This window comes from Armatimonadota bacterium (genome assembly GCA_022563855.1).
Lineage (GTDB): Bacteria > Armatimonadota > Fimbriimonadia > Fimbriimonadales > Fimbriimonadaceae > JADFMN01.
Map to the genome: position 1 here is coordinate 117,152 of JADFMN010000002.1, position 26,329 is coordinate 143,480.

General features: G+C 60.3%; 24 protein-coding genes and 1 tRNA gene. 9 read left to right on the forward strand and 16 right to left on the reverse strand.

The genetic code is table 11. From position 1 onward, the window contains the following. Window positions 1–246 precede the first annotated feature (246 nt). The 7 genes from IH944_02980 to IH944_03010 all read right to left on the reverse strand — a co-directional run bounded on the left by IH944_02980 (window position 247) and on the right by IH944_03010 (window position 8,394). Window positions 247–1,677 carry an MBL fold metallo-hydrolase gene (locus IH944_02980; GenBank protein ID MCH7903512.1) on the reverse strand — a complete coding sequence of 477 codons (1,431 nt, stop codon included), beginning with the start codon at window positions 1,675–1,677 and terminating at the stop codon, window positions 247–249. A 2-nt stretch (window positions 1,678–1,679) separates the two neighbouring features. Next, window positions 1,680–2,249, reverse strand: a complete 570-nt coding sequence (locus tag IH944_02985; protein ID MCH7903513.1) for a rhodanese-like domain-containing protein — start codon at window positions 2,247–2,249, stop codon at window positions 1,680–1,682. A gap of 68 nt (window positions 2,250–2,317) precedes the next feature. Further along, entirely contained in the window at window positions 2,318–2,839 is a 522-nt protein-coding gene (locus IH944_02990; GenBank protein MCH7903514.1) for an RNA polymerase sigma factor, read from the reverse strand. A gap of 42 nt (window positions 2,840–2,881) precedes the next feature. Beyond that, on the reverse strand, window positions 2,882–4,957 hold the full coding sequence (gene cadA, locus IH944_02995) for a cadmium-translocating P-type ATPase (GenBank protein MCH7903515.1): 2,076 nt from the start codon (window positions 4,955–4,957) through the stop codon (window positions 2,882–2,884). 99 nt (window positions 4,958–5,056) lie between these two features. Continuing rightward, window positions 5,057–6,688: an L-glutamate gamma-semialdehyde dehydrogenase gene (pruA, locus tag IH944_03000; protein ID MCH7903516.1), complete on the reverse strand. Its 1,632-nt coding sequence runs from the start codon at window positions 6,686–6,688 to the stop codon at window positions 5,057–5,059. Window positions 6,689–6,746: 58 nt separating this feature from the next. Continuing rightward, window positions 6,747–8,261: an erythromycin esterase family protein gene (locus IH944_03005; GenBank protein MCH7903517.1), complete on the reverse strand. Its 1,515-nt coding sequence runs from the start codon at window positions 8,259–8,261 to the stop codon at window positions 6,747–6,749. A gap of 59 nt (window positions 8,262–8,320) precedes the next feature. Next, window positions 8,321–8,394 (reverse strand) — tRNA-Gln (locus IH944_03010). A gap of 62 nt (window positions 8,395–8,456) precedes the next feature. Here IH944_03010 and IH944_03015 point away from each other — a divergent pair. Beyond that, window positions 8,457–9,563: an aminopeptidase P family protein gene (locus IH944_03015; GenBank protein ID MCH7903518.1), complete on the forward strand. Its 1,107-nt coding sequence runs from the start codon at window positions 8,457–8,459 to the stop codon at window positions 9,561–9,563. A 64-nt stretch (window positions 9,564–9,627) separates the two neighbouring features. Here IH944_03015 and IH944_03020 read toward each other — a convergent pair whose 3' ends face one another. The 3 genes from IH944_03020 to IH944_03030 all read right to left on the reverse strand — a co-directional run bounded on the left by IH944_03020 (window position 9,628) and on the right by IH944_03030 (window position 12,399). Further along, window positions 9,628–10,341 (reverse strand): PEP-CTERM sorting domain-containing protein, encoded by a 714-nt coding sequence (locus tag IH944_03020; protein MCH7903519.1) that lies wholly within the window; start codon window positions 10,339–10,341, stop codon window positions 9,628–9,630. Window positions 10,342–10,570: 229 nt separating this feature from the next. Further along, complete coding sequence (gene rnc, locus IH944_03025) at window positions 10,571–11,275, reverse strand: ribonuclease III (protein ID MCH7903520.1); 705 nt, start codon at window positions 11,273–11,275, stop codon at window positions 10,571–10,573. Continuing rightward, a complete protein-coding gene (locus tag IH944_03030; GenBank protein ID MCH7903521.1) occupies window positions 11,272–12,399 on the reverse strand; it encodes a pyridoxal phosphate-dependent aminotransferase in 1,128 nt (375 codons plus the stop codon). Before IH944_03030 ends, rnc begins: the two co-directional genes overlap by 4 nt. 96 nt (window positions 12,400–12,495) lie before the next feature. Here IH944_03030 and IH944_03035 point away from each other — a divergent pair, with 96 nt between their 5' ends. Further along, window positions 12,496–13,497 carry an iron ABC transporter permease gene (locus tag IH944_03035; GenBank protein ID MCH7903522.1) on the forward strand — a complete coding sequence of 334 codons (1,002 nt, stop codon included), beginning with the start codon at window positions 12,496–12,498 and terminating at the stop codon, window positions 13,495–13,497. Here the strand turns inward: IH944_03035 and IH944_03040 are convergent. After that, window positions 13,494–14,609: a TIGR03790 family protein gene (locus tag IH944_03040; protein ID MCH7903523.1), complete on the reverse strand. Its 1,116-nt coding sequence runs from the start codon at window positions 14,607–14,609 to the stop codon at window positions 13,494–13,496. The two genes, IH944_03035 and IH944_03040, sit on opposite strands and share 4 nt — an antisense overlap. Window positions 14,610–14,670: 61 nt before the next feature. Next, a complete protein-coding gene (locus IH944_03045; GenBank protein ID MCH7903524.1) occupies window positions 14,671–15,792 on the reverse strand; it encodes a DegT/DnrJ/EryC1/StrS family aminotransferase in 1,122 nt (373 codons plus the stop codon). Between the two features lie 92 nt (window positions 15,793–15,884). Between IH944_03045 and maf the strand changes: the two genes are divergently transcribed. Together maf and IH944_03055 are read left to right on the forward strand one after the other, a co-directional pair. Then, window positions 15,885–16,457, forward strand: a complete 573-nt coding sequence (maf, locus tag IH944_03050) for a septum formation protein Maf (GenBank protein ID MCH7903525.1) — start codon at window positions 15,885–15,887, stop codon at window positions 16,455–16,457. Window positions 16,458–16,463: 6 nt separating this feature from the next. Then, window positions 16,464–17,207: a phytanoyl-CoA dioxygenase family protein gene (locus IH944_03055; GenBank protein ID MCH7903526.1), complete on the forward strand. Its 744-nt coding sequence runs from the start codon at window positions 16,464–16,466 to the stop codon at window positions 17,205–17,207. A gap of 258 nt (window positions 17,208–17,465) precedes the next feature. Here IH944_03055 and IH944_03060 read toward each other — a convergent pair whose 3' ends face one another. Further along, a complete protein-coding gene (locus tag IH944_03060) occupies window positions 17,466–18,041 on the reverse strand; it encodes a hypothetical protein (GenBank protein MCH7903527.1) in 576 nt (191 codons plus the stop codon). Continuing rightward, window positions 18,038–19,294: a thymidine phosphorylase gene (locus tag IH944_03065; GenBank protein MCH7903528.1), complete on the reverse strand. Its 1,257-nt coding sequence runs from the start codon at window positions 19,292–19,294 to the stop codon at window positions 18,038–18,040. The genes IH944_03060 and IH944_03065 overlap by 4 nt, the downstream gene beginning before the upstream one ends. Window positions 19,295–19,376: 82 nt before the next feature. On the opposite strand from IH944_03065, the gene IH944_03070 reads away from it, so the two are divergent. From IH944_03070 to IH944_03080, 3 genes are all read left to right on the forward strand, one after another. Beyond that, complete coding sequence (locus IH944_03070) at window positions 19,377–19,700, forward strand: hypothetical protein (protein ID MCH7903529.1); 324 nt, start codon at window positions 19,377–19,379, stop codon at window positions 19,698–19,700. A gap of 170 nt (window positions 19,701–19,870) precedes the next feature. After that, the gene (locus IH944_03075; GenBank protein ID MCH7903530.1) at window positions 19,871–20,572 is read left to right on the forward strand and encodes a CoA transferase subunit A; all 702 of its coding nucleotides are present in this window, start codon (window positions 19,871–19,873) and stop codon (window positions 20,570–20,572) included. 5 nt (window positions 20,573–20,577) lie between these two features. Next, a complete protein-coding gene (locus IH944_03080) occupies window positions 20,578–21,114 on the forward strand; it encodes a hypothetical protein (protein MCH7903531.1) in 537 nt (178 codons plus the stop codon). Between the two features lie 124 nt (window positions 21,115–21,238). On the opposite strand, the gene IH944_03085 is transcribed toward IH944_03080, so the two are convergent. Further along, on the reverse strand, window positions 21,239–22,321 hold the full coding sequence (locus IH944_03085) for a hypothetical protein (GenBank protein MCH7903532.1): 1,083 nt from the start codon (window positions 22,319–22,321) through the stop codon (window positions 21,239–21,241). A gap of 360 nt (window positions 22,322–22,681) precedes the next feature. Here IH944_03085 and IH944_03090 point away from each other — a divergent pair, with 360 nt between their 5' ends. Beyond that, the gene (locus IH944_03090; protein ID MCH7903533.1) at window positions 22,682–22,966 is read left to right on the forward strand and encodes a hypothetical protein; all 285 of its coding nucleotides are present in this window, start codon (window positions 22,682–22,684) and stop codon (window positions 22,964–22,966) included. Between the two features lie 6 nt (window positions 22,967–22,972). Here the strand turns inward: IH944_03090 and IH944_03095 are convergent, their stop codons facing one another. Continuing rightward, the gene (locus IH944_03095) at window positions 22,973–23,599 is read right to left on the reverse strand and encodes a hypothetical protein (protein MCH7903534.1); all 627 of its coding nucleotides are present in this window, start codon (window positions 23,597–23,599) and stop codon (window positions 22,973–22,975) included. A 313-nt stretch (window positions 23,600–23,912) separates the two neighbouring features. Here IH944_03095 and IH944_03100 point away from each other — a divergent pair, with 313 nt between their 5' ends. Further along, window positions 23,913–26,261: an MCP four helix bundle domain-containing protein gene (locus IH944_03100; GenBank protein ID MCH7903535.1), complete on the forward strand. Its 2,349-nt coding sequence runs from the start codon at window positions 23,913–23,915 to the stop codon at window positions 26,259–26,261. Window positions 26,262–26,329 lie beyond the last annotated feature (68 nt).

Below are 26,329 nucleotides of genomic sequence, written 5' to 3' on the forward strand. Positions count from 1 at the left end.
ATTACTCAACCCGGCGCGACAGCTGCCAAGTCCCTCTCCCGGCCTGCAATCTTCCTATGCCGACGACCTCTGTGGCCGGGGAAGGCTAGGAGGGGGCCAAATCTCTTTCACAACTGGAAGAACCCCACCCAAGTCAGCCCGCGAGTGTCAGTCCCCGCGAATCAGCGAAGCGCGCGACCCCAAAGTTAAAGGCCCCCGTCCGCAAGCGGAGGGGGCCGTGTGTGTGGGAGGAGGAAGTAAAAACGTCTATGCCAGCGCGGGTTCCTGAACCCGCAACCCCGCCTCTACATATTCGTCGAACCCGCCCGTCAGGTTGCAGACATCTTGAAAACCGTTGTTCTTTAGGATGCTGGCAGCGGTGCAAGACCGAACTCCACCGGCACAATGGACGATGACACGCTTGCCCTTCGGGAGTTCGTCGAGCCGACTTTCAAGGTAGCCGAGCGGAATGTGCAGGCTGCCAGGCACGAAACCTTCCTCGCGCTCCGTCGCGCTTCGCACATCCAGGATCACGGTATTTCCGCTCGCCGCCATATCCGCCATCTCGCTAGCCCTAGTCTGTTCGACGGTCATGAGCTCGCCGTTGTTGCTGGCGTAGGACTGAATCTCCTCCGGGCCGTACCAGCCACGAACGTCGTCGAGACCGATTGTCACCAGGTCTCGCACCGCTTGCGACACCTGTTGTTCGCTCTCCGCGAGGAAGTAGATCGGCTTGTCGTACGGGACGAGCCAGCCAGCCCAATTCGTGAATCCCTTGGCCATTGCAATGTGGACGCTTCCGGGCAACAGCCCTGCCATTACCTTGCCAGAGTCTCTAATGTCGACGACCGTGTTCTCGCCGCTCAGTACATCGGTCAGGCTTTCAGCCGACTGGCGAGCCGGTTTGGCCACCTCACCCAGGACTGCCGGACCCTCCTTGTTCAGCTTCTTCATCATCGCGAAGTACGTCGGCGGCTCAGGCTGGCCTTTCAGGATCTCATCGACGAAAGCGTCGCTGTCCGTAGACTTCAGTGCCCAATTGGAGACCCTCTCGTAGCCTAGCGAACTGACTGGGACTCCTCCCAGGCTTTTGCCGCATGCGGAGCCCGAGCCGTGCCCGGGCCAAATGATCATGCCGTCTTTGAACGGTTTGAGCTTCTGGACGGACTCGTACTGTTGTTTCGCGCCGATTACCATCGTGCCCTTAATGTTCGCCGCGCGCTCGAGCAGATCAGGCCGCCCGACGTCGCCTACGAAGACAAAGTCGCCGGTGAATGCGCCAAGCGGGACTTCGCTGGTCGCCTCATCGGTGAGTATGAACGCGATGTGCTCAGGCGTATGGCCTGGCGTCGCCATGACGTCTAACCGAGCGGGGCCGACCCGGATGGTGTCTCCGTCGCGCACGAGGGTCACTAATGGTTCGTTAGAGAACCCATACTTCCAGTCGATGTCTCCTTCGTCGCTCAGATACATCCGCGCGCCTGTCCTGTTGGAGAGCTCGCGAATCCCGCTCAGGAAGTCGGCGTGGATGTGCGTCTCTGTCACCGCCGTGATCTTGAGGCGTTCCTTCTTCGCTGCCTCCAAATACTGGTCGATGTTGCGGCTAGGGTCGATGACGATCGCTTCGCCAGCGGCCGGACACCCGATCATGTAGCTCGCCTGCGCGAGCTTCTCGTCATAGAACCGTTTTACAATCACTTTTAGCTGCTCCCGTCTCCGCACTGTACCTGCGGTTTTCGCGGTCTGTTCCAGGGCAGCAGGGCGAACAGGCTCGACATTCCGCAGATTCCGGTGAGTCCGGCAAACGTCAGCCCAGCGCCGACCCCCAGGGCGACGAAAATCCACCCGGACGCCACCGTCAGCGCGAGTATCGTTCCCAAGAGGATCAGCAGACCTGCGACCAGGCGAACTTGCCGCTCCAGCGGCCATCGAGCCGACTGCGACTGCACGGTGATGCAATCTGCAGCGCTCCATGCGTCTAGCCCTCCTTCCAAAACCAGTACTCGCGGCTTGCCCGCGCCGATGAGATCGCGGGACATCGCAGCCCGCCCTCCGGTCTGGCAGACGAGCACAACCTCGCATCGTTCGCTCAAGTCGTCCATCCGAAGCTCGATCTGGTCGAGAGGCACGTTGATCGACCCAGGCAGATGCCCTGCGTCGTACTCGCCTCTCGACCGAACGTCGACTAATTGCAAGCGGTCGCCTGAATCCAGTCGGCCCCTCAGACCCCCCGCGTCGATTCTGCCGTGACTGCTTTTTGTCATCTCCATGGATGTTTCCTCGTCATACGGTCCAGAGCATCGCTCGTCGCGATAGGGTTCACGATTGCAACTACGACCTAGGCCAAGCTGCCGCACAGAGAGTTGTCCAGCCCTTCGCGAACCAGCTTTCTTGCCCGATGGAGCCTCGATTTCACAGCAGGAACGGAAATGCCGAGAGTCTCGGCGGTCGCAATCGCTGATTCGCCGTTTATCTCGCGCAGGTCGTAGACGTCCCGGTACATCTCCGGCAGACTGTCCAGCACCTCAACGATGCAGTCGTGCATCTCGGCTTGCGCGAGCTGCGCGGCCCCCTCCAGCCCTGGCGACGTTGGCACGGGCATCCCGGCTTCAACTAGCGCATCTAGGCTGAGCAACGCGCCTGACTTCCTGGACGTCCGCAAGCGAATGCAAGCCCTGCTGGCAATGCTCGTCAGCCAGCTACGGAACGCGGTCGCTTCTTTGAGCTGGTCGCTCGCGCGGAACGCGCTGATGAGCGCCTCCATCAGCACGTCTTCGGCGTCATCTGCATCGCCGCATAGGCGTACCATCTGGCGGTAGACGGCGTCTTTGTGCCTGGCGATCTCCCTCTCGATGTCCATCTGTCTTCTAGGATATCAGAAGAACCTTCGGACGGGCAGGGGTCAGCGCCGCTTTTCGAATCCGAGCAGGCGCATCCCGTTGAAAACGACCATCAGGCTGACGCCCATGTCTGCGAACACGGCCATCCAGAGAGTCGCGAGCCCCATGAAGTCGAGCACGATGAACGCGGCCTTGATCGCGATGCTCGCTATTATGTTCTGCCACAGAATCGACCACGTCGCGCGGCTCAGGCGGAGGAAGCGGGGAAGGGCGGAGAGGTCGTCCTTCATCAGTGCGACGTCGGCGGTCTCGAGCGCGGCGTCCGTGCCGGCGGCGCCCATGGCGATGCCGACGTTAGCCCTGGCGAGGGCAGGCGTGTCGTTGATCCCGTCGCCGACCATGGCGATGATCTTTCCTTCACCGACCAAATTGTCGATCCACTCGAGCTTGTCCTCGGGGAGCATCTCCGCGTACTGATTGGTGATGCCTGCCTGCCCTGCGATTGCAGCGGCGGTCGTGGCGTTGTCGCCGGTGAGGAGGTGGGTCTCGATGCCGAGTTTGTGCAACTCTTCTATTGCCAACTTGGACGAATCCCTGAGCGCATCAGCGACTGCGATCAGAGCGACCGGCCCTCTGTCGCCCCACAGGACGACGACCGTGCGGCCTTGCTCTTCGTGCCTCTGGAGCTTTTGTTCCAGCTCGTCCGAACAGAGCCCGTGCTCATGGATCCAGCGGTGATTGCCGATCCGGTACCGCTTGCCCTGGACGGTCGCCTCGGCGCCTCGGCCGGGTACCGATAGGAATTCAGTCGCCGTCGTGCGACGATCGGCCGCAGCGACGATCGCCTGGGCGACCGGGTGCTCGGACCGCGCCTCAACGGCGGCCGCCACCCTAAGCGCGTCTTCGCTGGCTATCTCCATCAATGTTTCGACGGCGACGACGCGCGGCTTGCCTTCGGTAAGAGTTCCTGTTTTGTCGAGCGCAACGTCGGTGACGCCGCGCGCGGTCTCGATGTGCATGCCGCCCTTGATGAGGATGCCCATCTTGGCCGCGCGGGTAAGGGCGCTGACCAGAGCGACGGGGGTCGAGATCACTAGCGCGCAGGGGCACGCGATCACGAGCAGGACGAGCGCCTTGTACAGCCACTCCCTGAACGGCTCGCCCATCAGTGGAGGGACGGTCGCGACGAGCACCGCCAGCAGTACGACGGACGGCGTGTACCACCTTGCGAACTTGTCGACCAGCCGTTGCACGGGTGCGCGCTTGCCCTGTGCGTCCTGCACCGTCGCAACGATGCGGTCGAGCGTCGTATCGCCGGTCGTGTGCTCGACTCGAAAGTCGATGGAGCCGGCACCGTTCACGGTCCCTGCAAACACGACGTCGCCTTTCTCTTTCGGCAGCGGCATGCTCTCGCCAGTAATGGAAGACTGATCGACGTCCGAATGCCCCGACACGACCTCGCCGTCAAAAGGAATGCGCTCGCCAGGCCTGACTCGTACGACGGCGCCGACTTCGACGTCCCCCGTCATCGCAGTGTAGAACTCGCCGTCGTCGCCTTGCACGAGCGCTTCGCTCGGCGCGAGGTCCATGAGAGAGCGCGTCGCGTCGCGCGCGCGGTCGAGCGAGTGCGACTCGATCATCTCGGCTATGGCGAAGAGCACGATGACCATCGCCGCCTCCGCCCACGCACCGATCGCCAGCGCGCCGACCGTCGCCAGGGCCATGAGAAAGTTGATGTTGAGCGTGAACGTCCGGACGGAGATGAGCGCTTTTTTCAGAACGGGCACGCCCCCGAGCGCGATCGCGACCAGCGACATGGCGATGGTCACGCCCTCATAGTTTCCCCTTGTCAGTTGGTGGAACACCTCCGCACCGATTGCGAGAGCCAGCGCGACGCCGACCAGGAGGTTCTTGTAGCGATTCTTGTCGCCGCCTTCGTCAGCCGGCCCCATGCCGACGGATTTCAAGGCCGCTAAGATCGTGTGGTCTTTGCCCAGCGAGTGCTCTACCGTCAGGATTCGATTGACCAGGTCGAACTCCAACTCGCCCACGCCGTCGATGGTCTTGAGACGGTTGCGGATGATCTGCTCTTCGGTGGGGCAGTCCATCTGCTGAATACTGTATTTAGTGGTTGGCATTGCAGTCTTGAGATTCTGACTAATGAAAAGCTCGCGCTAATTTGGGGGGATGCAGCAGATTCCAGTTATAGGACTTATATGTCCAATAGCTGCGTGCGTTCACTCCCCATCCATAAACGGGTACCGGTAGTCGGTCGGTGGGACGAACGTCTCTTTGACCGTGCGCGCGCTGAGCCATCGGTAGAGGTTGAGCATCGATCCTGCCTTGTCGTTAGTGCCGCTTCCGCGCGCGCCGCCGAACGGCTGCTGGCCGACCACCGCGCCGGTGCACTTGTCGTTGATGTAGAAGTTGCCCGCAGCGTTCTGGAGACGCTTCGTTGCAAAGTCGACCGCGGCGCGGTCAGTTGCTATGACCGCTCCGGTGAGGGCGTATTCGGAGGTCGAATCAACGAGATCAAGACAGCCCTCGAAGTCCTCGGCGTCGTAGACGTAGAACGTCAAGACTGGGCCGAATATCTCCTCGCACATGGTCGTCGATTTAGGGTTTTTGCTCTCGATGATCGTCGGTTCGATAAAGTATCCGTCGCTCTTGTCTCCTTTTCCGCCGGCAAGTATCTCGCAGTCGCAGTCGCACTTGACGCCCTCGATGTAGCCCATGATGTTCTCGTAGCTCTTCTCGTCGATCACGGCGTTCACAAAGTTCGAGAAGTCCTCGACCGAACCCGTTTTAAGGCCCTTGGTCGTCTCGACGAGCTTGGCTCTGATCTCGTCGGCGAGGTTGCTGGGGATGTAGACGCGGCTCGCGGCGGAGCACTTCTGGCCCGCGTACTCGAACGCGCCGCGGATGATCGCGGTGACGACAACGTCGGGGTCCGCGCTCTTGTGCGCGACGATGAAGTCCTTGCCGCCGGTCTCTCCGACGATGCGCGGGTAAGACTTGTAGTTGGCGATGTTCGCGCCCATCGTGCGCCACATGTGCTGGAACGTGCCCGTTGAGCCGGTGAAGTGAACGCCCGCGAAGTCCGGGTGGCTAAACGTGGTGTCTCCCACCGTCGGGCCGTCCGTGTAGATCAGGTTGATGACCCCTGGCGGAAGTCCGGCTTCCTGGAAGATCCTCATCGTCATGTGCGCGCTGTAGACCTGTGTCGAGGAGGGCTTCCAGACAACGACGTTGCCGCACATTGCGGGCGCGCTGCTCAGATTCCCGCCGATCGCGGTGAAGTTGAACGGCGAGATCGCGAGCACGAACCCTTCGAGCGGGCGGTACTCGGTGCGGTTGTGCACGCCTGGGCCGCTGACCGGCTGCTGGCGGTAAATCTCGCTGAGGAAGTGGACGTTGAACCGCAGGAAGTCGGCGAGTTCGCAGGCGGCGTCGACCTCGGCCTGAAAGACGTTCTTGCTCTGACAGAGCATCGTTGTGGCGTTGATGTCGTCGCGGTACTTCGTGGCGATCAGCTCGGCTGCGCGCAGGAAGATCGCGGCGCGCTCTTGCCAGGGCGTGTCGCCCCATGACTCCCTCGCCTGTAGAGCTGCGTCGATCGCGGCGGTGACGTGGCTCTTGTCGCCCTTGTGGTAGTGGCCGAGCGTGTGGGCCGTCTCGTGCGGAGGGTGGATGGAGACTGTGTTCCCCGTGCGAACGTCTTCGCCGTTGATGACCATCGGGATGTCCGCCTGGTGCGACTTAAGCTCGGCGAGCTTTGCTTTCAGAGAGGCACGCTCCGGCGAACCGGGGGCGTAGCTCTTGATCGGCTCGTTGGCCGGGACGGGGTACCTAAAATAGCCTCGATCCATTCTGAGATCAGTGTACCGAGGGCTGTGAATCTCCGTGAGGAGATTGGCTGGCGAACGTCTAGTCTATGGCCCTGGCAGGCTTAGTCTTAGCAATGAAGATCATTCCTGCGTACATCTGACCGGGCGTAATCTCGCCCCAATACGAGTCAGCCTGGGCCTCGTTGTTCACCGCCCCGTAGTTTCTTGTCGAGTGCAGCTGCGAGGCCCATTTCCGACCCGTTTCGTCGAGTTGTCCAAAGTCAATGAAAAACTGACAGTATCCGACCCTTTTGAATGCCTCGTCGATAGATCCTTTCCTAGCCGCTGGAACGCTCCAAGCTTTCAACTTCCCATCGGTTCCAACAGCCCGGAACCCGCCTTCGTAGAACGAGAACCCGACTGGGAAGTATTTTTCGCCGAGCGATTCAGCGAGGAACGCCCCGGTCATCATCGGCTTGTCGTTTACGAGGAGCCTGCTTACGTGATAGTTATGCGCCCAAAGCATGACCTTCGCTCCGGGCAAATACGTGTCTTGTATCCAGAGCAAGTTTTCCGCCATGCTTTGATCTCTGTGTGCCGAAACGTTCAGCCCAGACATGCCTTGCGCGAGCGCGAGGAACTCTAAAACCTCTGCGCAACGTGTGTACGCCTGCGCTTTGTCGCCCTGTGAATTCGCGTACTTTCTTATTGCCAGCGCACGTTTCATAAAGCTATCTTTGTCGACGCTCTCTTCTGCGACTCTCCTGTTCTCGTGCTCTACCAAGAACGACAGGCCTGCTTCGACACCATCTGGCATGTTCCTTGAGCCTTGCATCAGGTTCTCGACGGATTTGAACGTTTCAGCAAGATGTGGGAGCGCCTTGCTTCTGGCCCAGATGAAGTGCTTGATCCTATTGTTGTCGACAGCCTGCTTGTACACGACGACCATACGCTCATAGAGCCTCGCGGCGTCCTCGCCGACCTTCTCCCTTACGACAGGTAAGTCGCGCGAAACAATGTCTGCGAACTCTGACATCTGCTCGTCCGTCGGATCATCCCAACTCATCTCTTCCCAAAACTGCGCCTGACCATCGCTGTTCAATATTCGACAAATCTTCTGAAAGTAGAGCGTGCACGTGGCTTGGTTCTGCATGTCGATTCCGACCACCCTGAGTTTCTGAAGATGCTCTGGGTCTGTGTTATACGTTCGCATCCATTCGAGCAGATCGACGATCTCCTCGGTCGACCACGTCCAGAATCCCTGTGCCCTAGCGGCCTCTTGTACGGATCCCTCACCGTAGAGGACATAGCGATCCAGAGCAACTGTATCCGACATGTTGGACTCTAGCGCGAACACGGTAAAGCCATGGTTCTCGACGAGGTATTCGAACATGCGGTGCTTCATCTGGAACACCTCACGAGAGCCGTGCGTCGGCTCGCCCATTCCAACGACCTCGACACCTTGAAGCGACTTTGCCATCAGTGCCATGTCGTCGAACCCATTTCCAGCGACGACAGTCTTCAATGGCAGAGAGGCCCTACTCAGTGACTCGATCAGCAGGTCGTCCGATAATTGCGTCTGACAGAGCAGCGCGGCTATAGTAAGGGCCAACATGAAGTACTCCTTCGAAGGGAATTATACGCGTTCTGTCGCACCGTGATTTTGAAATGAGTTGGCTGGCGGACTAAGATTCGAACTTAGATAGCTACCACCAAAAAGTAGAGTCCTGCCATTAGACGATCCGCCAACATCCCGCATTATACAGCCTAGCCGAGAGCAGCGTGAGCCCGTGCCATACTCGTCGTTACGATGTCTACTGGCGTGATGAAGGGCAGCAGGCTGGCGCGGCTTGCGGACGTTCTGAAGAGCGAGGGCGTGGATGCGCTGGTGCTGAGCAGTACCGTAAACATGGGGTATCTGCACGGCTTCACCGAGGGCGGGGGCGAGCGGTTCCTGACGCTCAGCATCCGTAGCGACGGGAGCGTGCGGATGATCTGCCCGTCGCTGAGCGAGAACCAGGCGCGGCGCTGCGGGATCGAGGACGTGCGGACGTGGAAGGACGGGGAAGACCCTATGGCGCACTACCGGCAGTTGGTCGAAGACTGGGGGCTGGCGGACGCGACCGTCGCGGTCGACGACGAGATGCCCGCGCAGTACCTGTTGCCGATGCAGGCCGTCGCGCCCGGTGCAAAGTATCGCAAGGGGTTCTCGCTGATCGCTCAGCTCATGCGCAGGAAGGACCCGGAGGAGCTGGAGAACCTGTACAAGACTGCGCGGTACGCCGACGCGACTTGGGACGAGGTGATGCCTCAGATCAAGTCGGGCATGACCGAGTGGGACGTCGCGATGCTGCTGACGCAGGGGATGCAGAACCGCGGCGGCTTGGTCAGTTTCTGCATCGCCGCGACGGGAGCGAACGGCGCCGAGCCGCACCACTACACCGACCGGACGGTCATCCAGGACGGCGACGTGCTGATCATGGACTTCGGGTGCGGCTACAAGGGGTACCACAGCGACATCACGCGCACCGTCTGCGTCGGCCAGGCGAGCGACGAGGCGAAGAAGGTGTACGAGATCGTCCACGCCGCGCACATGGCCGCGCGAGAAGCCGCCAAGGAGGGCGTCGCCTGTCAAGAAGTCGATCGAGCAGCAAGGAAAGTAATCACGGACGCTGGGTACGGCGAGTTCTTCACACACCGCACGGGCCACGGGCTTGGGATGCGCGTTCACGAGGAGCCGTACATGGTCGAAGGGAACACAGAACTGCTCGAAGAAGGGCACTGCTTCAGCGACGAGCCTGGAATCTATCTGCCAGGGCGGTTTGGCGTGCGGATCGAGAACATCCTCCACATCGCGGGAGGTGTCGCGAAGAGCTTCAACGCAGAGCCCTCGCCGACCGTGATCGAGCTTGGATAGAACAGTCGCCGCCCCTCAAATGTGGTCGTTGAGGGGCGGCTGCGTGGTGAAGCGGATCGGTTTGTTAAGCGACCTTTCGTTTGCGCCGAGCGACGACGAATCCAGAAATCGCCATGCCTAAGGCCAGTAGCGTTGCTGGCTCTGGAATGGGATTGCCTCTGTTGAAGAGGAACCCAGCTGTAAACGGTACGACGAGAGCTCCGATGAGCTGCGGCGAACTCGTGAAGACCGGCAGCGGTGGCGGCGCGTGTGCCAACAGCATCGCGTTGACGTCGGGGAGTCCCGGCGTTTGCGTCGTTGCCACAAGCTCTTGATGTCCGATGCCCGACGGGGGCGACCCAGCCAGCTCGCGAAGAGTTCCAGTCGGCTGCAAAGCCACAGTCTCGTCCTGCTCAACCACGCGGTCGTCGGTCCCACGGACCATCGGGTTCCCGCACGAGACTTTCAGGATGTACGTGCCCGCAACGTCAACCCAAACTTTCGTGCCCTTCTTGAAGAAGAGGACGCGCGCCCGGATCTCGCCGCTCTCTGGCGTGTTGTACATCAAGTACACACCGTCCTCTTTGACGGTCCCCAAAGAGAGCGTGCCGATGTAAGACAGCACCTCTTCGGGCATCATGCCAAAGTGCCGCATATACCGATCCATCACGATCGGATCGCTGTCGATTTGCCCCAACAACGCTTCGAGCGTGGGCGCGGGCTTCTTGATGAATGGATTAGGCACAGATTGCGCAAGCGCAAATGTCCCTAGAGCCAAGACCGCTAAGCATGCGGTCATCGCATAAACGTTACGTCGCATCGAATTACCACTCCCTGGAGCCACTGGCTCCAGAAACTCATATTGTCTAAAAGATCAAACTCTGGCTGCGGTAGCAAGCCAACCAAATGTGACCTGACGAACCCGCCAGATACCACCCAATGATACACCAGGGGTTATCTAGACTCATGCCTAAAGCGAACAGTTCCGAAATTTTCACCTGAATCTGGTGCAATTGCGAGGAACGAGACTACTGTCGGCGCGACTCGTCAGCCTGCTCTCGGGCTCGCCTGGCGCGCTCAATGACTTCCAGCGCGTCTTTGGCCGCTGCCTGCTCGGCCTCCTTCTTGGACCGGCCAAACCCCTCTCCCATGACTTCATTGTCGAACAAGACTTGAATGTTGAACCGTCTTTCGTGCTCGCTTGATCCGTGTCCCGAGACTCGGTATTCGGGCGTTTTGCGCCAAATGGCTTGTGCGACTTCCTGAAGCCGCGACTTGTGGTCGTGCGGACTTACGTCGCCGGCGCTGATCTGCATGAGAAACGGATGCAATTGCTCTAGTACAAACCACCGTGCTTTCTCAAGTCCGGACTCGATGTAGATCGCTCCGATCACGGACTCGAACACGTCGCACAGTATTGACGGCCTTCTCCGACCGCCGGTGGCCTCTTCGCCGGCACCGAGAACCATCTTCTCGTCCAGACCGAGGCGCAGCGCCGACTCCGCCAACGGGCCTTCTTGAACGACGCTTGCCCGCGCCTTGCTCATGTCGCCCTGATCCCATTCAGGATGGTGCTCGTATAAATATTGTGCTACGACCAGCCCCAGCACCGCGTCGCCGAAGAACTCCATTCGCTCGTAGCTGTCCTTCAGCGAGTCGTCCACGGCCGAGCGATGCGTCATCGCCAGGTTGAACAGGCTCTCGTCTTTAAGCGGGATTTCCTTCGGGATCATCGGGAGAGCTTCTGCAGGGCTTCTGCGATGCGCGCCGTGCCCTTTTCAATGTCCTCTTCGCTGAGCGCGTAGCTGAGGCGGAGGTGCCCAGGGCCATAGAAGACGGTGCCCGGCACTGTCGCGATCCTGGCCTCTTCGAGGAGGTATGCCGCGAGTTGGGCGTCGTCCTGGCACTTGCCGCCGATGTAGGCCGAGAAATCGGGGAATACGTAGAAGGCGCCAAGCGGGTCGCGGACGCGGAGGTCTGGTATTTCACGGAGCCTCTGCGTGATCAGGTTTCGTCTGCGCTCAAACGTCGCGCGCATCTTTTCGACCTCTGCCCGGTCGAGGTTGAGCGCCGCGACTGCCCCGGCTTGGCTGAAGGTCGTAGCGCCGCTGGTGACCTGGTCCTGCAGGTTGGTCATCGCCTTGATGACGTCGAGCGGGCCGGCGATGAAGCCGATTCGCCAGCCGGTCATCGCGTAGCTCTTGGAGCAGCCCGTGACCGTTACCGTTCTACCTTTGACCTCCTCTGAGAACGTCGCGATACTGGTGTGTTCGTGCCCGTACGTCAGGTGCTCGTAGATCTCGTCGCTGATGATCCAAAGGTCGTTCTTGACCGCGATCTCCGCAATCGCCTCGAGGTCTTCGCGCTTGATCGCTCCGCCGCTTGGGTTGCACGGCGTATTGAGCATGATCGCCTTCGTTCTTGGTGTGACTGCCTCTGCGATCCTCTCCGGCGGCGGAACGAATCCCTCTTCGTAAGTCGAGGGGACGATGACCGCAGTGCCGCCGGCCAACTGGACCTGCGCCTCATACGTCATCCAGAACGGTGCGGGGATGACGACCTCGTCGCCTTCGTCGACAAGCACCTGGACCGCGTTGTAGATGCACTGCTTTGCGCCGGTCGAGACCATCGTCTCTTTGGGGTCGTAATCGAGTCCGTTTTCGCGTTTGAGCTTTTCTGCTATTGCCTGCCGCAGGTCGAGCGAACCGGAGGTCGGGGAGTATCGGGTCTGGCCAGCGTCGAGCGCAGCCTTTCCCGCCTCGGTGATCGCGCGGGGTGTGTCGAAGTCCGGCTCACCCGCTGCGAACGAGACGACGTCCACTCCCTCGGCCTTCATCTGCTTCGCCTTCGTCGCCATGGCGAGCGTAGGTGATGGTTGGAGCCGTCTCGCCCGTTGCGAAAGAGTAGCTAGGGTCACCGCATTTGATGATACCTCTGGCCCATAATGCTGGCCGTGCTCTTGAGCAAATCGATCGTAGCGAAGCTGTGCGCGCTGCTCATCGCGGCGGCGTTAGCGTTCGTGCTGCATATCGGACTCGGAAGCTCTAGCGCGGTCAATCTGGTGGACGTGCTGCGCGAGCTGTTCGCCGGTTACGGAGGCGACGAGCAGGCGAACGTGATCGTATGGCAGCTGAGGATGCCTCGGGCCGTTGGTTGCGCGCTGATCGGCGCGATCTTGGGTGCGGCCGGAAGCGCGTTTCAATCGCTGTTTCGCAACCCGCTGGCCGAACCGTACGTGCTCGGCGTTTCTTCTGGGGCCGGGATCGGGGGGACGGTCGCGCTGATGCTCGGCGTATCTGGCGCGGCGTACGGGCTCGGCAAGCTCGGCCTGGCGTTCGTGGGAGGAATGCTCACGCTGTGGCTCGTAGTCGCGATCGCCCGCAAGGGCGGACGCATCTCGATCACAACGATGCTGATCGCCGGCGTCGTGGTATCGGCGATGCTGGCTTCTGCGATGACCGCGATGCTCTTGGCCGCTGGGCAAGACACGAATCAAATTCTGCGCTGGCTGCTGGGCACGACCGCCGATCTGCAGTGGCCGCGGGTGGAGACGCTGGCGGTCGTGCTGCTGGTCTGCCTCGCGGTTCTTCAGACCCAGACGCGGGCTCTCAACGCGTTCTCCGTAGGTGAGTTCACGTCAGAGCGCCTGGGCGTCGATGTACCCCGGCTGCGGGCGATCACCCTGCTGACGGTCACACTGATGACGGCTATGGCCGTGGGCTCTGCTGGCATCATCGGTTTTCTCGGCTTGGTCGCCCCGCACATAGCCCGCCGAATCGTCGGACTCGACCTGCGCATCTCTTTGCTCGGCTCGGCGCTGACTGGCACGGCGGTTCTGCTTTTTGCGGATGTGATTGCGCAGAGGGCGTTCGAGTTCATGGAGCTACCGCTGGGCGCTGTAACAGCGATCATCGGCGCGCCGATGCTGCTTGCTCTGCTCCGAAAGCAGCGCTAGTCCGACTTCGCGTATGGGCTGCAGAGCGGGTCGCCGATGACCAGGTCCTTCCATTTGATGACTGCCGACGCCATGTAGAAGCTCTCGGCGAGGTTGTAGCCGCTCGTGTATCGGTCGAACAGTATTTCTGTGTCGGCGAGCGCAAACGTGAACGGTTCGCTGACATAGCCCTTTATTCCCGTCACACCGTTGGCGATCAGGTCAGTGATAACGCTTTGGCCCTTGTCCGTGTGCTTGAACGTCCTCGCGCTGGTAGAGACGAACGTCTCGCAGATCGCCCCAGGCTTGAACTTTATCCTCCTGTACGTCGCCTTGTCGTACGCGCCGTCGTTGCTGCCCCAGCTCGCGTACCCCATGAGCGCGTATTGTGGCGCGACGAACTTGGCGGTTTCCTCAAGTCGCGAATCAAACCCCTTCTTCGTCAGCGTATTGTGCGCCCCAGTCAGCTTCTTCTGCCAAGTCAGGTAATCGCCTTTTCTTCTATTGGCGGCTGTGTCGAAGAAGAACGGCCCCTTGTCGCCCTTTGCGGCCAGCGAGTTGTCGACGAGGCGCTTCGCGTCTTCAAGCGTATAACCGTCGAGCCGTGTGACAAGGTAGTAGCCATACTTCTTGCTGCTGAACGGTTCGCTCTTCCGGTAGTACGGATTATTCGCGAAACGACCGATCTTCGAGTCGTTTTCGCTCTTTGGACGGAAGTTGACGTCCATGCCTCCAAGGTGGCCGTCGACCGAATACCCCGGCTTTCCGGATATTCGGATCGGAATGCCCTTCGTCAGCACGATGAAGTCGATGGGCTTTGAAAGAGCTTTGATCGCGGTTCGCACCGGGGCTTCAATCTCAGATCTATACCTGGCGATCGGGATCGTCTCCGAGTCCCGCACGTTGATGAAAACAACGTTTGTCTTAGGGATTCCTCGCTTGTTTCGGTAGTAGCTGCCGACCTGGACGGAGTCGGGGCTGGCTTGGTTGATGACTATTAGAACGCGACTTGCGTCTTTGCTTTGTTGTGTTTCCTTGCTCGATGTCGTCGTGCCGCCGCCCAGCGCGCACACCGCCGCAGCAAGGGCGATAACGGCTGCGGCTCTGCGGAAGCTATGGCGTTTGTTCAACATGGACTGCTCTGGACAATCATTTCTCGGACGTTTGATCGACGGGCGAGTGTTCAGCCTGCAATCAGCGTGCCGTAATGCACCGTGCGCAAAAACGCTGAATCGACTGGCAAACGAACCGAACCTGTTCTTCTGACAGATGGGGATTGATCGGCAGCGATAGCACTTGCTTGGACACGCGCTCGGTGACCGGCAGACTCCCCTCGCCGCCGCCGAACGCTCGGTACGGCGCGTGCAGATGGAGCGGGACAGGGTAGAAAATGCTGCAGGAGACCTCGCTTTCCTGAAGGTGCTTCATCAGCTCGCCGCGGCTGTCGCACCGGATCGCGAACTGATGGTACGTGTGGTTGTTGCCAGCCGATGTGACGGGGGTCTCGACGTCGGTTCCTTCTAGCCCGTCGATGTAAACCTGTGCCAACTCCGCCCGGCGCGCATTCCATCCGTCGAGCTTCTCAAGCTTTGCGCACAACACCGCCGCCTGGATCTCCGCCATCCGGCTCGTGTAGCCGAGGTCGTCGTAGTAGTACCGCTCCTTGCCCATGCCGTGAATCCGCAGTGAAAGCGACTTGTCCCTGATCTCTTCGTCGTCGGTCAGGATCAACCCGCCGTCGCCGGCAGCGCCAAGGTTCTTGGTGACGTAAAAGCTGAATCCAGCGGCGAGGCCGAACTTTCCGGTGTAGACGCCGTCGCAGTGGTTGTCCAACGCTTGCGCCGAGTCCTCGATGACCGTCAGGCCGTTCTGGTCGGCAATCTGCTTGATCTGCTTTGCTGCCGCGAGCTGTCCGAACAAGTGGATCGGCATGATCGCCTTCGTGCGCGGCGTGATCGCGGCTTCGATCAAGCTCGGATTCATATGGAACGTGTCCGCCTCGATGTCGACGAAGACCGGTACCGCGCCGAGCTGCGCGATGACCTCGACGCTCGCGACGAACGTGAACGCGCTCGTGATGACCTCGTCCCCTTCGCCGATTCGCGCAGCTTGGAGCGCGATCCGCAGGGCGTCGGTACCGCTGTTCACCGCTACCCCGTACTTGACGCCGTGGCGCCGTGCGATTTCGTCTTCGAACTGGGTGCAGTACTTTCCGAGCACGAACGCGCTTGAGTCGAATATCTCGGCGATCGAAGAATCGATACTCTCGCGAACCTCGTCGGTTTGCGCTCTTAGATCAAGGAATGGGACTCGCAAATGTTGACCTCTGACCAATTGTATCAGGTGGCTTGCCGTTCGGTTTGGGATGGAGCGGATACAATCTGCGGGTGCTTGAACTGAGCTTGTCGGTGGTGCTTGCCAGCGCGTCTCCTCGTCGTCAGGAGCTGTTGCGCAGCCTGGTGAGCGATTTCACCGTGGTACCGGCAGATCTCGACGAGTCGCGACTGACCAGCGAAGACCCCTGGGACAGCGTACAGCGGACGGCTCGCGAGAAGGCGCTGTTCGTGGCCGAAAAGCACCCCGATGCGCTGGTGATCGCTGGAGACACCGTGGTCGCACTGCCACATGAGGGCGGGTGGCGGCAGCTCGGCAAGCCCGCGACCAAGGGCGAGGCGAGGCGGATGCTTCGCGAGCTTTCGGGTCGGACGCACACGGTGGTAACGGGCGTTTGCCTTCGGTGGCCGGATGGGCTGTCGGCGTTCACCGAGGCGACCAAGGTCACGTTCCACGCGCTGTCCGATGACGAGATTCGAGCGTACGTCGCAACCGGTTCGCCGATGGACAAAGCCGGCGCGTACGGACTGCAGGACGAGTCTCAGAGCTTCATAGCGAGAGTCGAAGGCTCAGTCAGCAACGTCATCGGTCTGCCGACGGAGCGGTTGGAGCAGGCGCTGGTTGATTGCCGTATTGGTAGGAGTTGAATGTCAATGTCCGGGTTTGCCGAACAGTTCGATCGCGATGGCTTTGCACTGGCTAAGAGCGTATTCGGCGGCGAGCTGCTTGATGCGATGGCTGCGGATTTCGATCGGATAGTCAGGCAACTTGAAGAGAGCGGGGAAGAGATCAACGCGCGGTGGGCGGGGACGGACGAGGACAGCGTCTTGATTCATACGCACAACGTGCAGCAGTACTCGGCGGTTTGGATGCGCGCGCTGCTGCACGAGCCGTTCTTGGACTGCGCGCGCGCCCTATTGGGACCAGATATCGTCCTGCACCACACGAAGCTGTTCAGCAAGCCGCCGGAGAAGGGTGCGCCGATCCCGATGCACCAGGACTGGGCGTACTTCCCGTGCGAGAAGGACACGATGATCGCCGCTGTCATCCATCTTTCCGAGGCGACGGACGAGATGGGGTGCCTCCGCGTCGTGGCGGGGTCGCACAAGATGGGGCGGATGCCGGACTCTGGCGGGCAGAGCGCCGACTTCGCCGTGAGATATCCGATCGAAGACTCCGTCGCACTCGAAGCCTCCCCGGGGGACGTGGCGTTCTTCCACTACTTCACGGTGCACGGCTCCAAGCCGAACATCAGCGACCGCACGCGCAAGACCGTGCTCGTGCAGATGCACTCCGGCGACGATGTTGTAGAAGACGGATGCCAGCACCCCGACGAGCATCTGGTGCTCAGCGGTTGGAACCGCCGCATGACGCGGGATCTTGCGAATCGGACATGAGGATAGTTGTCCTGGTCGGAGCGCGGACTCTTAGTCCGCAACCCGGCCTGTGGACTCTCAGTCCACTGCCGTGGCGCCGCCCAGCGTTATGGCAGCCACATTCGCACGGACAGACCCTCCGGGCCTGGCCGTGGCACACGGCTGGAGGAGTTTTGTTCGGGTTGGTTCAGGTTGGGAGGTCGAGCGTCCTCGCGAGCCGCGCCTATCGAGTCGTCTCACGAAGTCTGCGGGCCAAACGCCCGCGGACCGGGGTGCGGGCTAAATGCCCGCGCTCCATATTTCGCCGAGCACGACGCGGTAGGCGGGTTTGTACTTCTGTTCGTACTGCCTTGAGTGGTGGATCGCTGGGTAGCCGAGCGCATGCGTTTCTTCGTCGAGCCGCTGCCACTCCTTGCGTGTAACGTGGCCTTGGCTCGCTACTGACAGGCGGTCGCCGAGATTGTTCCATGCGTTTCGGAAGACTGACTTGTTGGCCTTGAACCGTTCGGCGGAGAACACGAACGCCCAAAGCAGCATCTCCTTGTTTCCTCCTCTGTCCTTGTAAGGTCGCAGGTTGACGCGCAGCACCGACCCGTCCGGAGTGAGCTTGACGACCTCCGGCTCATCTTGCTCAGAGAGTTCGAGCGAAGCCCACTCGCTGTCCATCCAATTCCTTGGACTATTCACGTCTTGCACTGCGTGCTCGCCACCGAGAGTCGCGTGGAACAGCCACTTGTAGGCGTCCTCAATTCGCATCTCCGGGGTCGCCTTCCACTGCGCGAAGGCGTGGTCGAGCAAGTCGGACGAACCTGAACTCGGCACGAACGAGATCGCTAGCAGCAGTGTGGAGATCATGTCAGTAGAATCGACCTAGCGGCTACCGGTGAGTCGGAGATTTGGAAAGCCTGGCTCGCTGCACTTGCAACGCCATGCACTTGTAGTAAGAGCTGACCCGGCTCGACTTTGTAGCCGACCTCGACGTGCAACACGATGCCGACGGTCGGGTCGATCTCGTCTTCTTTGCGCTTGCGTCCGCCGCCCATGTCGACGACGGCTTGGCCGATCGCCTGCGCGTCGACGCGCTCGACCCAGCCGGGCTCGCCTTCGTGTCGTACTTCCGTGATCGTGGAGTTGGCGCACCAGTCCTCGGTTTCAAAGACCGAGAGGTCTGCGCCCTGCGCGTCGAACCACTCCTTGGCCTTTTCTAAGGCCCTGCCGGAATCTAGCGTCTGGCGAGCGTCGTCTTCTGTGCCCTTGCCCGTTGCCGCTAGGGTCTTGCCTGCGAAGTGGAGGCAGAGGTCTTTGAATCGGCCTTGCTCCTCGCCATGCAGCACGCGGATCGCTTCTTTGACCTCGAGCGCGTTGCCGACCGCGCGGCCGAGCGGCTGGTCCATGTCTGTAATGGATGTGTATAAGTTCAGATCGCATAACATGGCGGTATCGTGCAGAGATTGTGCCAGCGCTTTCGCTTCCGGCAAGGTCTTCATGAACGAGCCGGAGCCGCACTTGACGTCGAGGATCACCGTCTCGGCGCCGCCTGCGATCTTCTTCGATAGGATCGACGAGACGATGAGCGGTACGCTCCCGACGGTGCCGGTGACGTCGCGAAGCGCGTACAGTTTCTTGTCCGCCGGCGCGAGGCGCGGGGTTTGGCCCGTCAGCGCGATACCGATTCGCGCGGCCTGCTCCTTCATCTCCTCTGGCGTGAGGTCGAGACGGAACCCCGGCACTGACGAAAGCTTGTCAACCGTCCCACCGGTGATCCCGAGCCCGCGCCCGGACATCTTGACGACCGTCAGCCCGCACGCCGCGAGCAGTGGCAGCAGGACGATGGTGGTCTTGTCGCCGACGCCGCCGGTCGAGTGTTTGTCCACCCACGGCTTCGGCAGTCCGGTCAGGTCGAGCCGCTCTCCGCTCTGGGCCATCGCGAGGGTTAGCTGTGCTGTCTCCTCGGGCGACAGCGGGTTGTCGAAAGCTGCCTTCAGCCATGCCGTCAGCTCTTCGTCAGAGAGAGAGCCGTCGGCCGCACCATCTGCGACGAACCGCAACTCTTTCTGCGAGTTGCCCAGACCCTGATGGCGCTTACCGCTGATCTTCTGAACGTCCATTGGCTGTCAACAGTGTAGAAGATGCGCTGATGGACTTGGTGCGGGTTTTTGACCTAAAGCCGATGTGGTAGCGTGCAGGCAAGTGAAGCTGTTGTTGCTAGATCGGAATTTGATGTGGACGGTTCGGCTGAAGGGCGCCGCCGAGGCGTTCGGCGCGACCGTCGAGGTGCTGGGAGAAGCGCCGCAAACAACTCCAGACTTCGACATCGCGATCATAGACCTTGCAGTGCCGGATTTCGTCGCCGCGATTCCGTTGCTGAAGGAGGGGGGTGGAAAGGTCGTCGGCAGATCTGGGCACAAGGAGAAGGAGCTGATTCAGGCGGGCATGACGGCGGGTTGTGACTTCATCGCATCAAACGGCGCGCTGGCGAAGAACCTCAAGGCAACTCTCTCCCGCGTCCCTTAAAACCACCTGGACTGCAGCCGGCCGCGGGAACAACTCCCCGACCATCGAAGTCATAGATGGGTCAGAAGTGACAGAGATAGCACTGTCAGATTGCTTTGGGCGGGCGCTAGTCGTTCCGCCCATTTTTTTTGCTCCGCGCATCGGTAGAATGGGCGATACCGAGCGATCGTATGAACAAAGTTTATCCAGACGCCTCGGCAGCCCTCGACGGGCTGCTGTTCGACGGCATGACGATCATGGCGGGGGGCTTCGGGCTCTGCGGCATCCCCGAGCACCTGATCCTGGCTCTGCACGACAGCGGCGTCAAGGACATCACGGTCATCAGCAACAACTGCGGTGTCGACGACTTTGGTATGGGGGTGCTCCTGCAGACTAAGCAGATCAAGAAGATGGTCTCGAGCTACGTCGGCGAGAACGACGAGTTTGAGCGGCAGTACCTCTCGGGAGAGTTGGAGTTGGAGTTCAACCCACAGGGGACGCTTGCTGAAAGGTGCCGCGCGGGCGGCGCGGGGATTCCTGCGTTCTTCGTCAAGACCGGCTACGGCACGATCATTGCGGAAGGGAAGGAGACGCGCGAGTTCGACGGCGAGATGTACGTGATGGAGACCGCCCTGCACGCCGACCTCTCGATCGTGAAAGCGCAGAGGGGCGACATAGAGGGCAACCTCGTCTACCGCATGACCGCCCGGAACTTCAACCCGATGATGGCGACGGCTGGCAAGGTCTGCGTCGCGGAGGTCGAAGAGCTGGTGCAGCCCGGCGAGCTGGACGCCGACAGGATCCACACCCCCGGCATAGCGGTGGACCGGATCATCAAGGGCACGAACTATGAGAAGCGCATCGAACGTCTGACGACTAGAGATCGCGAGTAGTCGGTATGACAATTAGCCTTATCCTTGCAACCATCTGCGCGTCTTCTGCCTTCACCCCAGAAGAGCCGACGCTCAACGACAAGCTTGTCGCCTGGTCAAAGGAACAGGTCGGCTATGCACAAGGCCGTGGCGAGTGCACGGACTTTATCCTTGCGGGGTTGAAGGCGGTCGGCGCCAAGACGAATAGGTCGTTCAGGGACGATCCGAACAACGGCGACTATGTGTGGGGCGAGCACATCGGCACACTGTACGTCGCGTCAAACGGCCGCGCTGTATTCGAGTGGGTCGATCCCAAGAACAAGGCCAAGGCAGGCGATATTCTCCAGTTCAGGAACGTCAAGATCAAAGTTCCCAGAACCAGCGTGCCGGCGCAGTTTCGTCACCACACCGCGCTATTGGAAATGACCTCGGACGACCAGCGCAGATGGACTATGCTGCACCAGAACGTCAACGGTAAGCGGACGGTGCAGCGGCACACTTTTCAAATGAGTAGGCTGACTGGCGGCTGGATCGGTGTCTATCGTCCTCAGCCAATCAAGTAACCGCCTTGTTCAGGGCTCGGAATTGGCTAGAATCACGTTATGGCCCTCTCGCGCGAACAGTTGGCAAAGGGCGCCGTAACAGATGCGACGGCGCCCTTGCAAGCGGGCATCCGATTCGCCAGTCTCAGAACTTGGCGACCACGGTCAGCCGTATGAACATGTCGTTGCCGGGCGTCGGGCCTGACGTCGGGTTGCTGTAGGTAACCCATTCAATGTTCGGTATCAGGTGAACGTTCTTGCTCAGCTTCATGTCGACCCCGACAATGAAGAGGGATGGGCTAGCGTCCTTTGAGAGCTTCAGATACTTGATCTTGTCTGCTTTGGGAACCGCGCCGTTCACGAAGTCCGCTCGGAAGAACGGCTTCACGGTATCGGACGAATGGAAGGAGAGGTACAGCGACACGATATCGAGGCTGACGTCCGGGCCTGCCGCGATCGATCTCGCCTGGTGCGCGTAGAAGAGGCTGCCCTCAATCTTGTCGCCCTTATATCCCAAGAACACGGCTGCGGTCGTCCAGTGGTCCGACCCATCCTTGTCCGCGTACACGGCAGTTCCATTCAGATCGAGATTCGGAGCGAGCTCGTGATTGAGATTCAAGTAGAACGCCTTGCCCTTGTTCGTCTCAGACCCGACGCTGCTGTCGTTGCCGACCATCAGCCAGTAGTCGGTCTTGCCGCTCAGGTGGCCCTTGAAACCGATACCAGTGTCCCTGCTGCCTGACATCTTGAAAAGGTCGAGCGGCGTCCTTTCGATCGCGCGGTACCCTTTGTGGTACTTCTCGTAGCTGCCGATCAGCGGGTTGATCGTCAGTCCGAAGTACGCGTGTCCTGCCTCGCCATGATGCGAGATGTAAGCGTCCTTGAACTTTGTATACAGCTTGTCGTCGGTCGTGAAGTCGCCGGGGCTGGCGGCCTCGAAGTTCAGGCGTGCCGCAAAGCCGCCTTCGAGCTCGCGGTCATAAGTCAGGTAGATGCGGCGGAACCAGAATCCGCCCATGCCGTTCACCGTCGAACTGTGGTGGTCCGCAGCGAAATAGGCGTCGGCGAAAACGGTGACTGATAGCTTGCCATGGTCTGGCGCGGACTTCTTAGAATGGTCTTGGTCGGATCCATTCGCATGGTGCTTTTCGGTTTCGTGCGAATGGGTCTGCTTGGACTCGCTCGCTTGGTGCTGCGCGGTTGCAGTCGTTATGAAGGCGAAGCACAAGGCCGAGCCTATTACGCGACTAAGATGCTGACGGTGCATAGCCAGCATTTTTGGCAGGTCTCATTCCCTGCACTAGGGCGTTCTGTAACTAATTCGATACTGGCACGGAAGGGGTGGCTTTGGCAGACCGGCAGTCGTCTGTACTGGGCCATTTCTATACACGTCTCTATAGATTTGTGAATCTCTCTCCGAACATTAAACTTGATAAAGCATAGCAGGGCACCTTCGCAATCGCGTTGGTGCCCTGCACTTTGATTGGCAAGCGACCCGGCAAGGTTGCCGTATCTGTTACGATCGTCGCGACTGGCGCAGGAGTTGCCCCAGTTTCGGTGTAGAGTACACAGTAAGCGAGAACAAAGCATGTTAGCAACACTCACCCTCATAACTGCAATCATGACGGCCCCAGCCGACTACACGGTCGTCGACGTCGAGGTCAAGAAGATATTCGCCGGAAGCTTCGGGAGCCGTATTAAAACCGAGCTGATCGTTGAGCGGAACGGCCGCCGGGTTCACATCTTCGTTCAGGATCGCCGCCACGACAAGTTCCAGAGCGCCGACGCCAAGTGGGAGACGGGCGACGTGGTGTCCCTGCCCGATCTAGATGGCAAGAGCAAGGCGTATCTGCGGCCAGACCAGATCAAGTAGCGCCCGTTAGAACGTCCAGCCGTAGACGAATCCGACCGAGTACTGCACGCCGTCGCTCTTGTTGGACGGTACGCCGAGGAATAGATCGAGTTCTAGCCCGGGCACTGAGTCGATAGGCAGGAACAGACCGCCCCAGGCGTACGCGCCTGGGCCGCTCGCGTATTCGACAGTCCAGGTTCCAATGTCGAGAAACGGAGCGTCGATGCCCACCGCCAAACGGTTAGAGCCTTCGGCCATCACCGCGACGTGAAGCCGAAACCCGTCGAAGTCGTGCCTGCCCAGCAACACCGCCGAACCAGCGGCGTCCGACCAGTCGGCGACGCCGATCGAGATTGCATACTTCGCTTCTTCCGGCTCCTCGAACAGCAGGAGCTTTGTGTTGAAGACCGTCGAGCCGTCGAAGTCGTTGTCGTAGCCCAGCTCCAGCCTGTCGAACACGCCCAACTCCATACCATGCGAGTGCCCGATGCCCTTCGAGACGTTCGGCTCTGTTCCCGAGACGCTGTACCCGTAGTACGCCTCCCGATGGCCCAAGATGTCGGCGATCGGCATCAAGACGAGCGCCGTCCAACCGGCGAAGGCGGCAGTAGGCAATGACAAGGCGAGCGCGACTAGAATTACTCTGGTTTTCACAGTTCCTCCGAAGCTAGTAATTCCACTGTACGGCACTTTATAGAGCAGTAATTTTACGGGTAATGGCGTGGCATGGAACGCGGTGCGGGCAGTGAAAAGCCCCCGGTCGGACCCCGGAGGCATCGCAGCCGCTCAGCTGTAGGCGGCCTACAACGGAAACACGGACGAGCAGCTGCGTTCTGGTACGCGGCAAGATCTGCTGAAATAATTAGGAAGACCTTCTCCCTCGTATATCTAACGATACAGATACAGCCTGCCTAGGATTCCTTTCAGACGCCGAGCATTATTGCTGGGCAAGACCGGAGACCCAAAAATGACAACTCAATTTAGAACGCTCGCGCTGCTGTTGGCGGTGCTTGCCCTACCCTTCGCTTCCCACGCGAGCGCTCGCACTATGTCGAACGACGCAGTGAAGCAAATGCTCATGGGTGGCTACACCCAATTCGTCGCAGGCTCCCAGCCCGGGCCTGCATCCGACAACGGTCAGTCCACGACCGTCGTTGGCATGCAGCTGGTCGGCTACGGCCAGTCAGAAGACGCATCGGCTACTGGCACGCCACCTGCTAGCAGCGCCAGCAAAGGTTCGGTCGGTGCGGCTGTACCCACATCGGAAGCGAAGACGGCAAATGCGAACACGCTGCCGATCTGGCTCATCGGTGCGGGCATCGCAGTGGCAGTGTTCTTCGCCATGAGGTTCAAGGGCTTCCAGACATGGATCGGCAACCTGAAGCTCGCTAAGAAGCTTGCGCTCGGGTTCGGCGTCGCGCTGTTCGGCACGGCTGTGGTCGGCGGGTTCGGAATGGTCGCTAAAGAACAGCTTCACGGAGAGGGCGAGCAGCTTGTAGGAGACATCATAGGCGACATGGATATAATCGGCGTGATCGAGACGGGCGCGCTCGCCGCCAGGATTCAGATTCTCAACACAGTGCACGCTGAAACCGACGAGGCGATGGATATCGAGGCCGCTATGCTCGATCCGCTACTTGATGGCGTAGACGAGGCGCTGAAATCTTACGACGGGATGGCGGACGATCCTCAGGAGATCAAGCTGCTCGCCGAGATCGACGATGCTTGGGCCGCACAGTCCATATTGCTCCGCCAGATCGAGACCTTGGCGCTCGCCGGCGAGGAGGTACAGGCCCGAGTGATCGAAGACCAGTCGGAGGTCCAGTTCGAGAACGTGTTCCTGCCCGCGATCAACGCGCTGGAGGCCTGGGGAGACGGGGAGGCGGATTTCGCCGCATCCGACCTGACGAGGGTCAACGTTATTGGCACGACCAAGATGATTGTCGTGTTCGTCGTTGTTGCGCTCTTCTCGGTCATGATGGCAATGGCGATCACAGGTGCGATGACCGGCGCGGTCAAGGCGCTGATCGAGCAGATGACAAGCCTGAAGGACAACTGCCTCGCTAACTTGAAGGCCAGTATCGACGCCCTCAAAACTGGCGATCTGACAAAAGACGTCGTCGCCGTCACCGAACCGATCGAAAACTGCGGCAAGGACGAGGTCGGCGACCTGGGTCGGCAGTTCAACGGTCTGCTGGATCAGACCACAGGCATGATCGAGGCCTTTACGGCATCGCAGGACAGTCTAAAGACGATGATGCGCGACCTCGTGAAAGAAGCGACGTTCGTCAAAGATTCTGGCGGTAAAGTCGAGGCTGCCATGGGCGAGACCTCAAAGGCGTCCGAGCAGATCACAGGAGCGATGGATGAGATGACGCAGTCAGTCACCCAGGGCGCGAAGACTAGCCAGGAGATAGCTTCCGGAGCAGGCGATTTGGCGACCAACGCCAGCACCGCCGCCAACGCTGTCGAGGGCATGCTGGAGGCGATCGGCAAGGTCAAGTCCGGCAGCGAGGCCCAGCAGGCTGCGGGCGAAGAGGCAGGCCGCACCGCCAAGGAAGGCGGCGAGGCAGTACAACAGGCGATCTCCAGCATGGCGAAGATCCAAGAGCAGGTCGAACTGTCCAACGCGTCGATCAAGGAGCTTGGTGAAAAGCAAGCTCAGATCGGCTCGATCGTCAATTCGATCGACGAGATAGCCGAACAGACGAACTTGCTGGCCCTGAACGCTGCGATCGAAGCGGCACGAGCAGGCGAGCACGGTCGCGGCTTCGCCGTCGTTGCAGAAGAGGTCCGCAAGCTCGCCGAGCGAGCAGGCACCTCGACGAGCGAGATCGGCGAGATGATCAAGGAGATCAACGCTGGCGTCGAGCAGTCGATCGCTGCGATGCAAGCAACATCGGAAGAGGTCGAGTCTGGCGCTGAATACAGCGCAAAGGCGAACGAGGCGCTTCAAAGCATCCTGTCCGCAGTTGAGACCTTCGGGACGCTCGCGGCGGACAGCCAGGAGCAAGTCGAGGCGATGAGCAAGAGCGCAGAGGAAGTCAACGCGTCGGTAGAGTCGGTCGCTTCGATCTCTCAGCAGACAGCGGCAGGCGCCCAGGAGCTCAGCGCGGGCAACGAACAGATGTCCGCCAACGTCGAGGAGTCCGCAGCATCGATCCAGGAGCAGTCGGCGAACATCGAGCAGGTCAGCAACATGGCCAAAGAGCTCTCCAGTGCTGGAGACAGACTGCAGGCGCTGGCTGCTCAGTTCAAGTACGAGGAGTCCGGTTCGCGAGCGGCTCGCCCCGCGGAGGAATCCGAGGCGGCATAACCCAGTCGCGCTCATCCCAGGAACCCTCGTCCAATAGTGGGCGGGGGTTCTTTATTTGAGATACAATT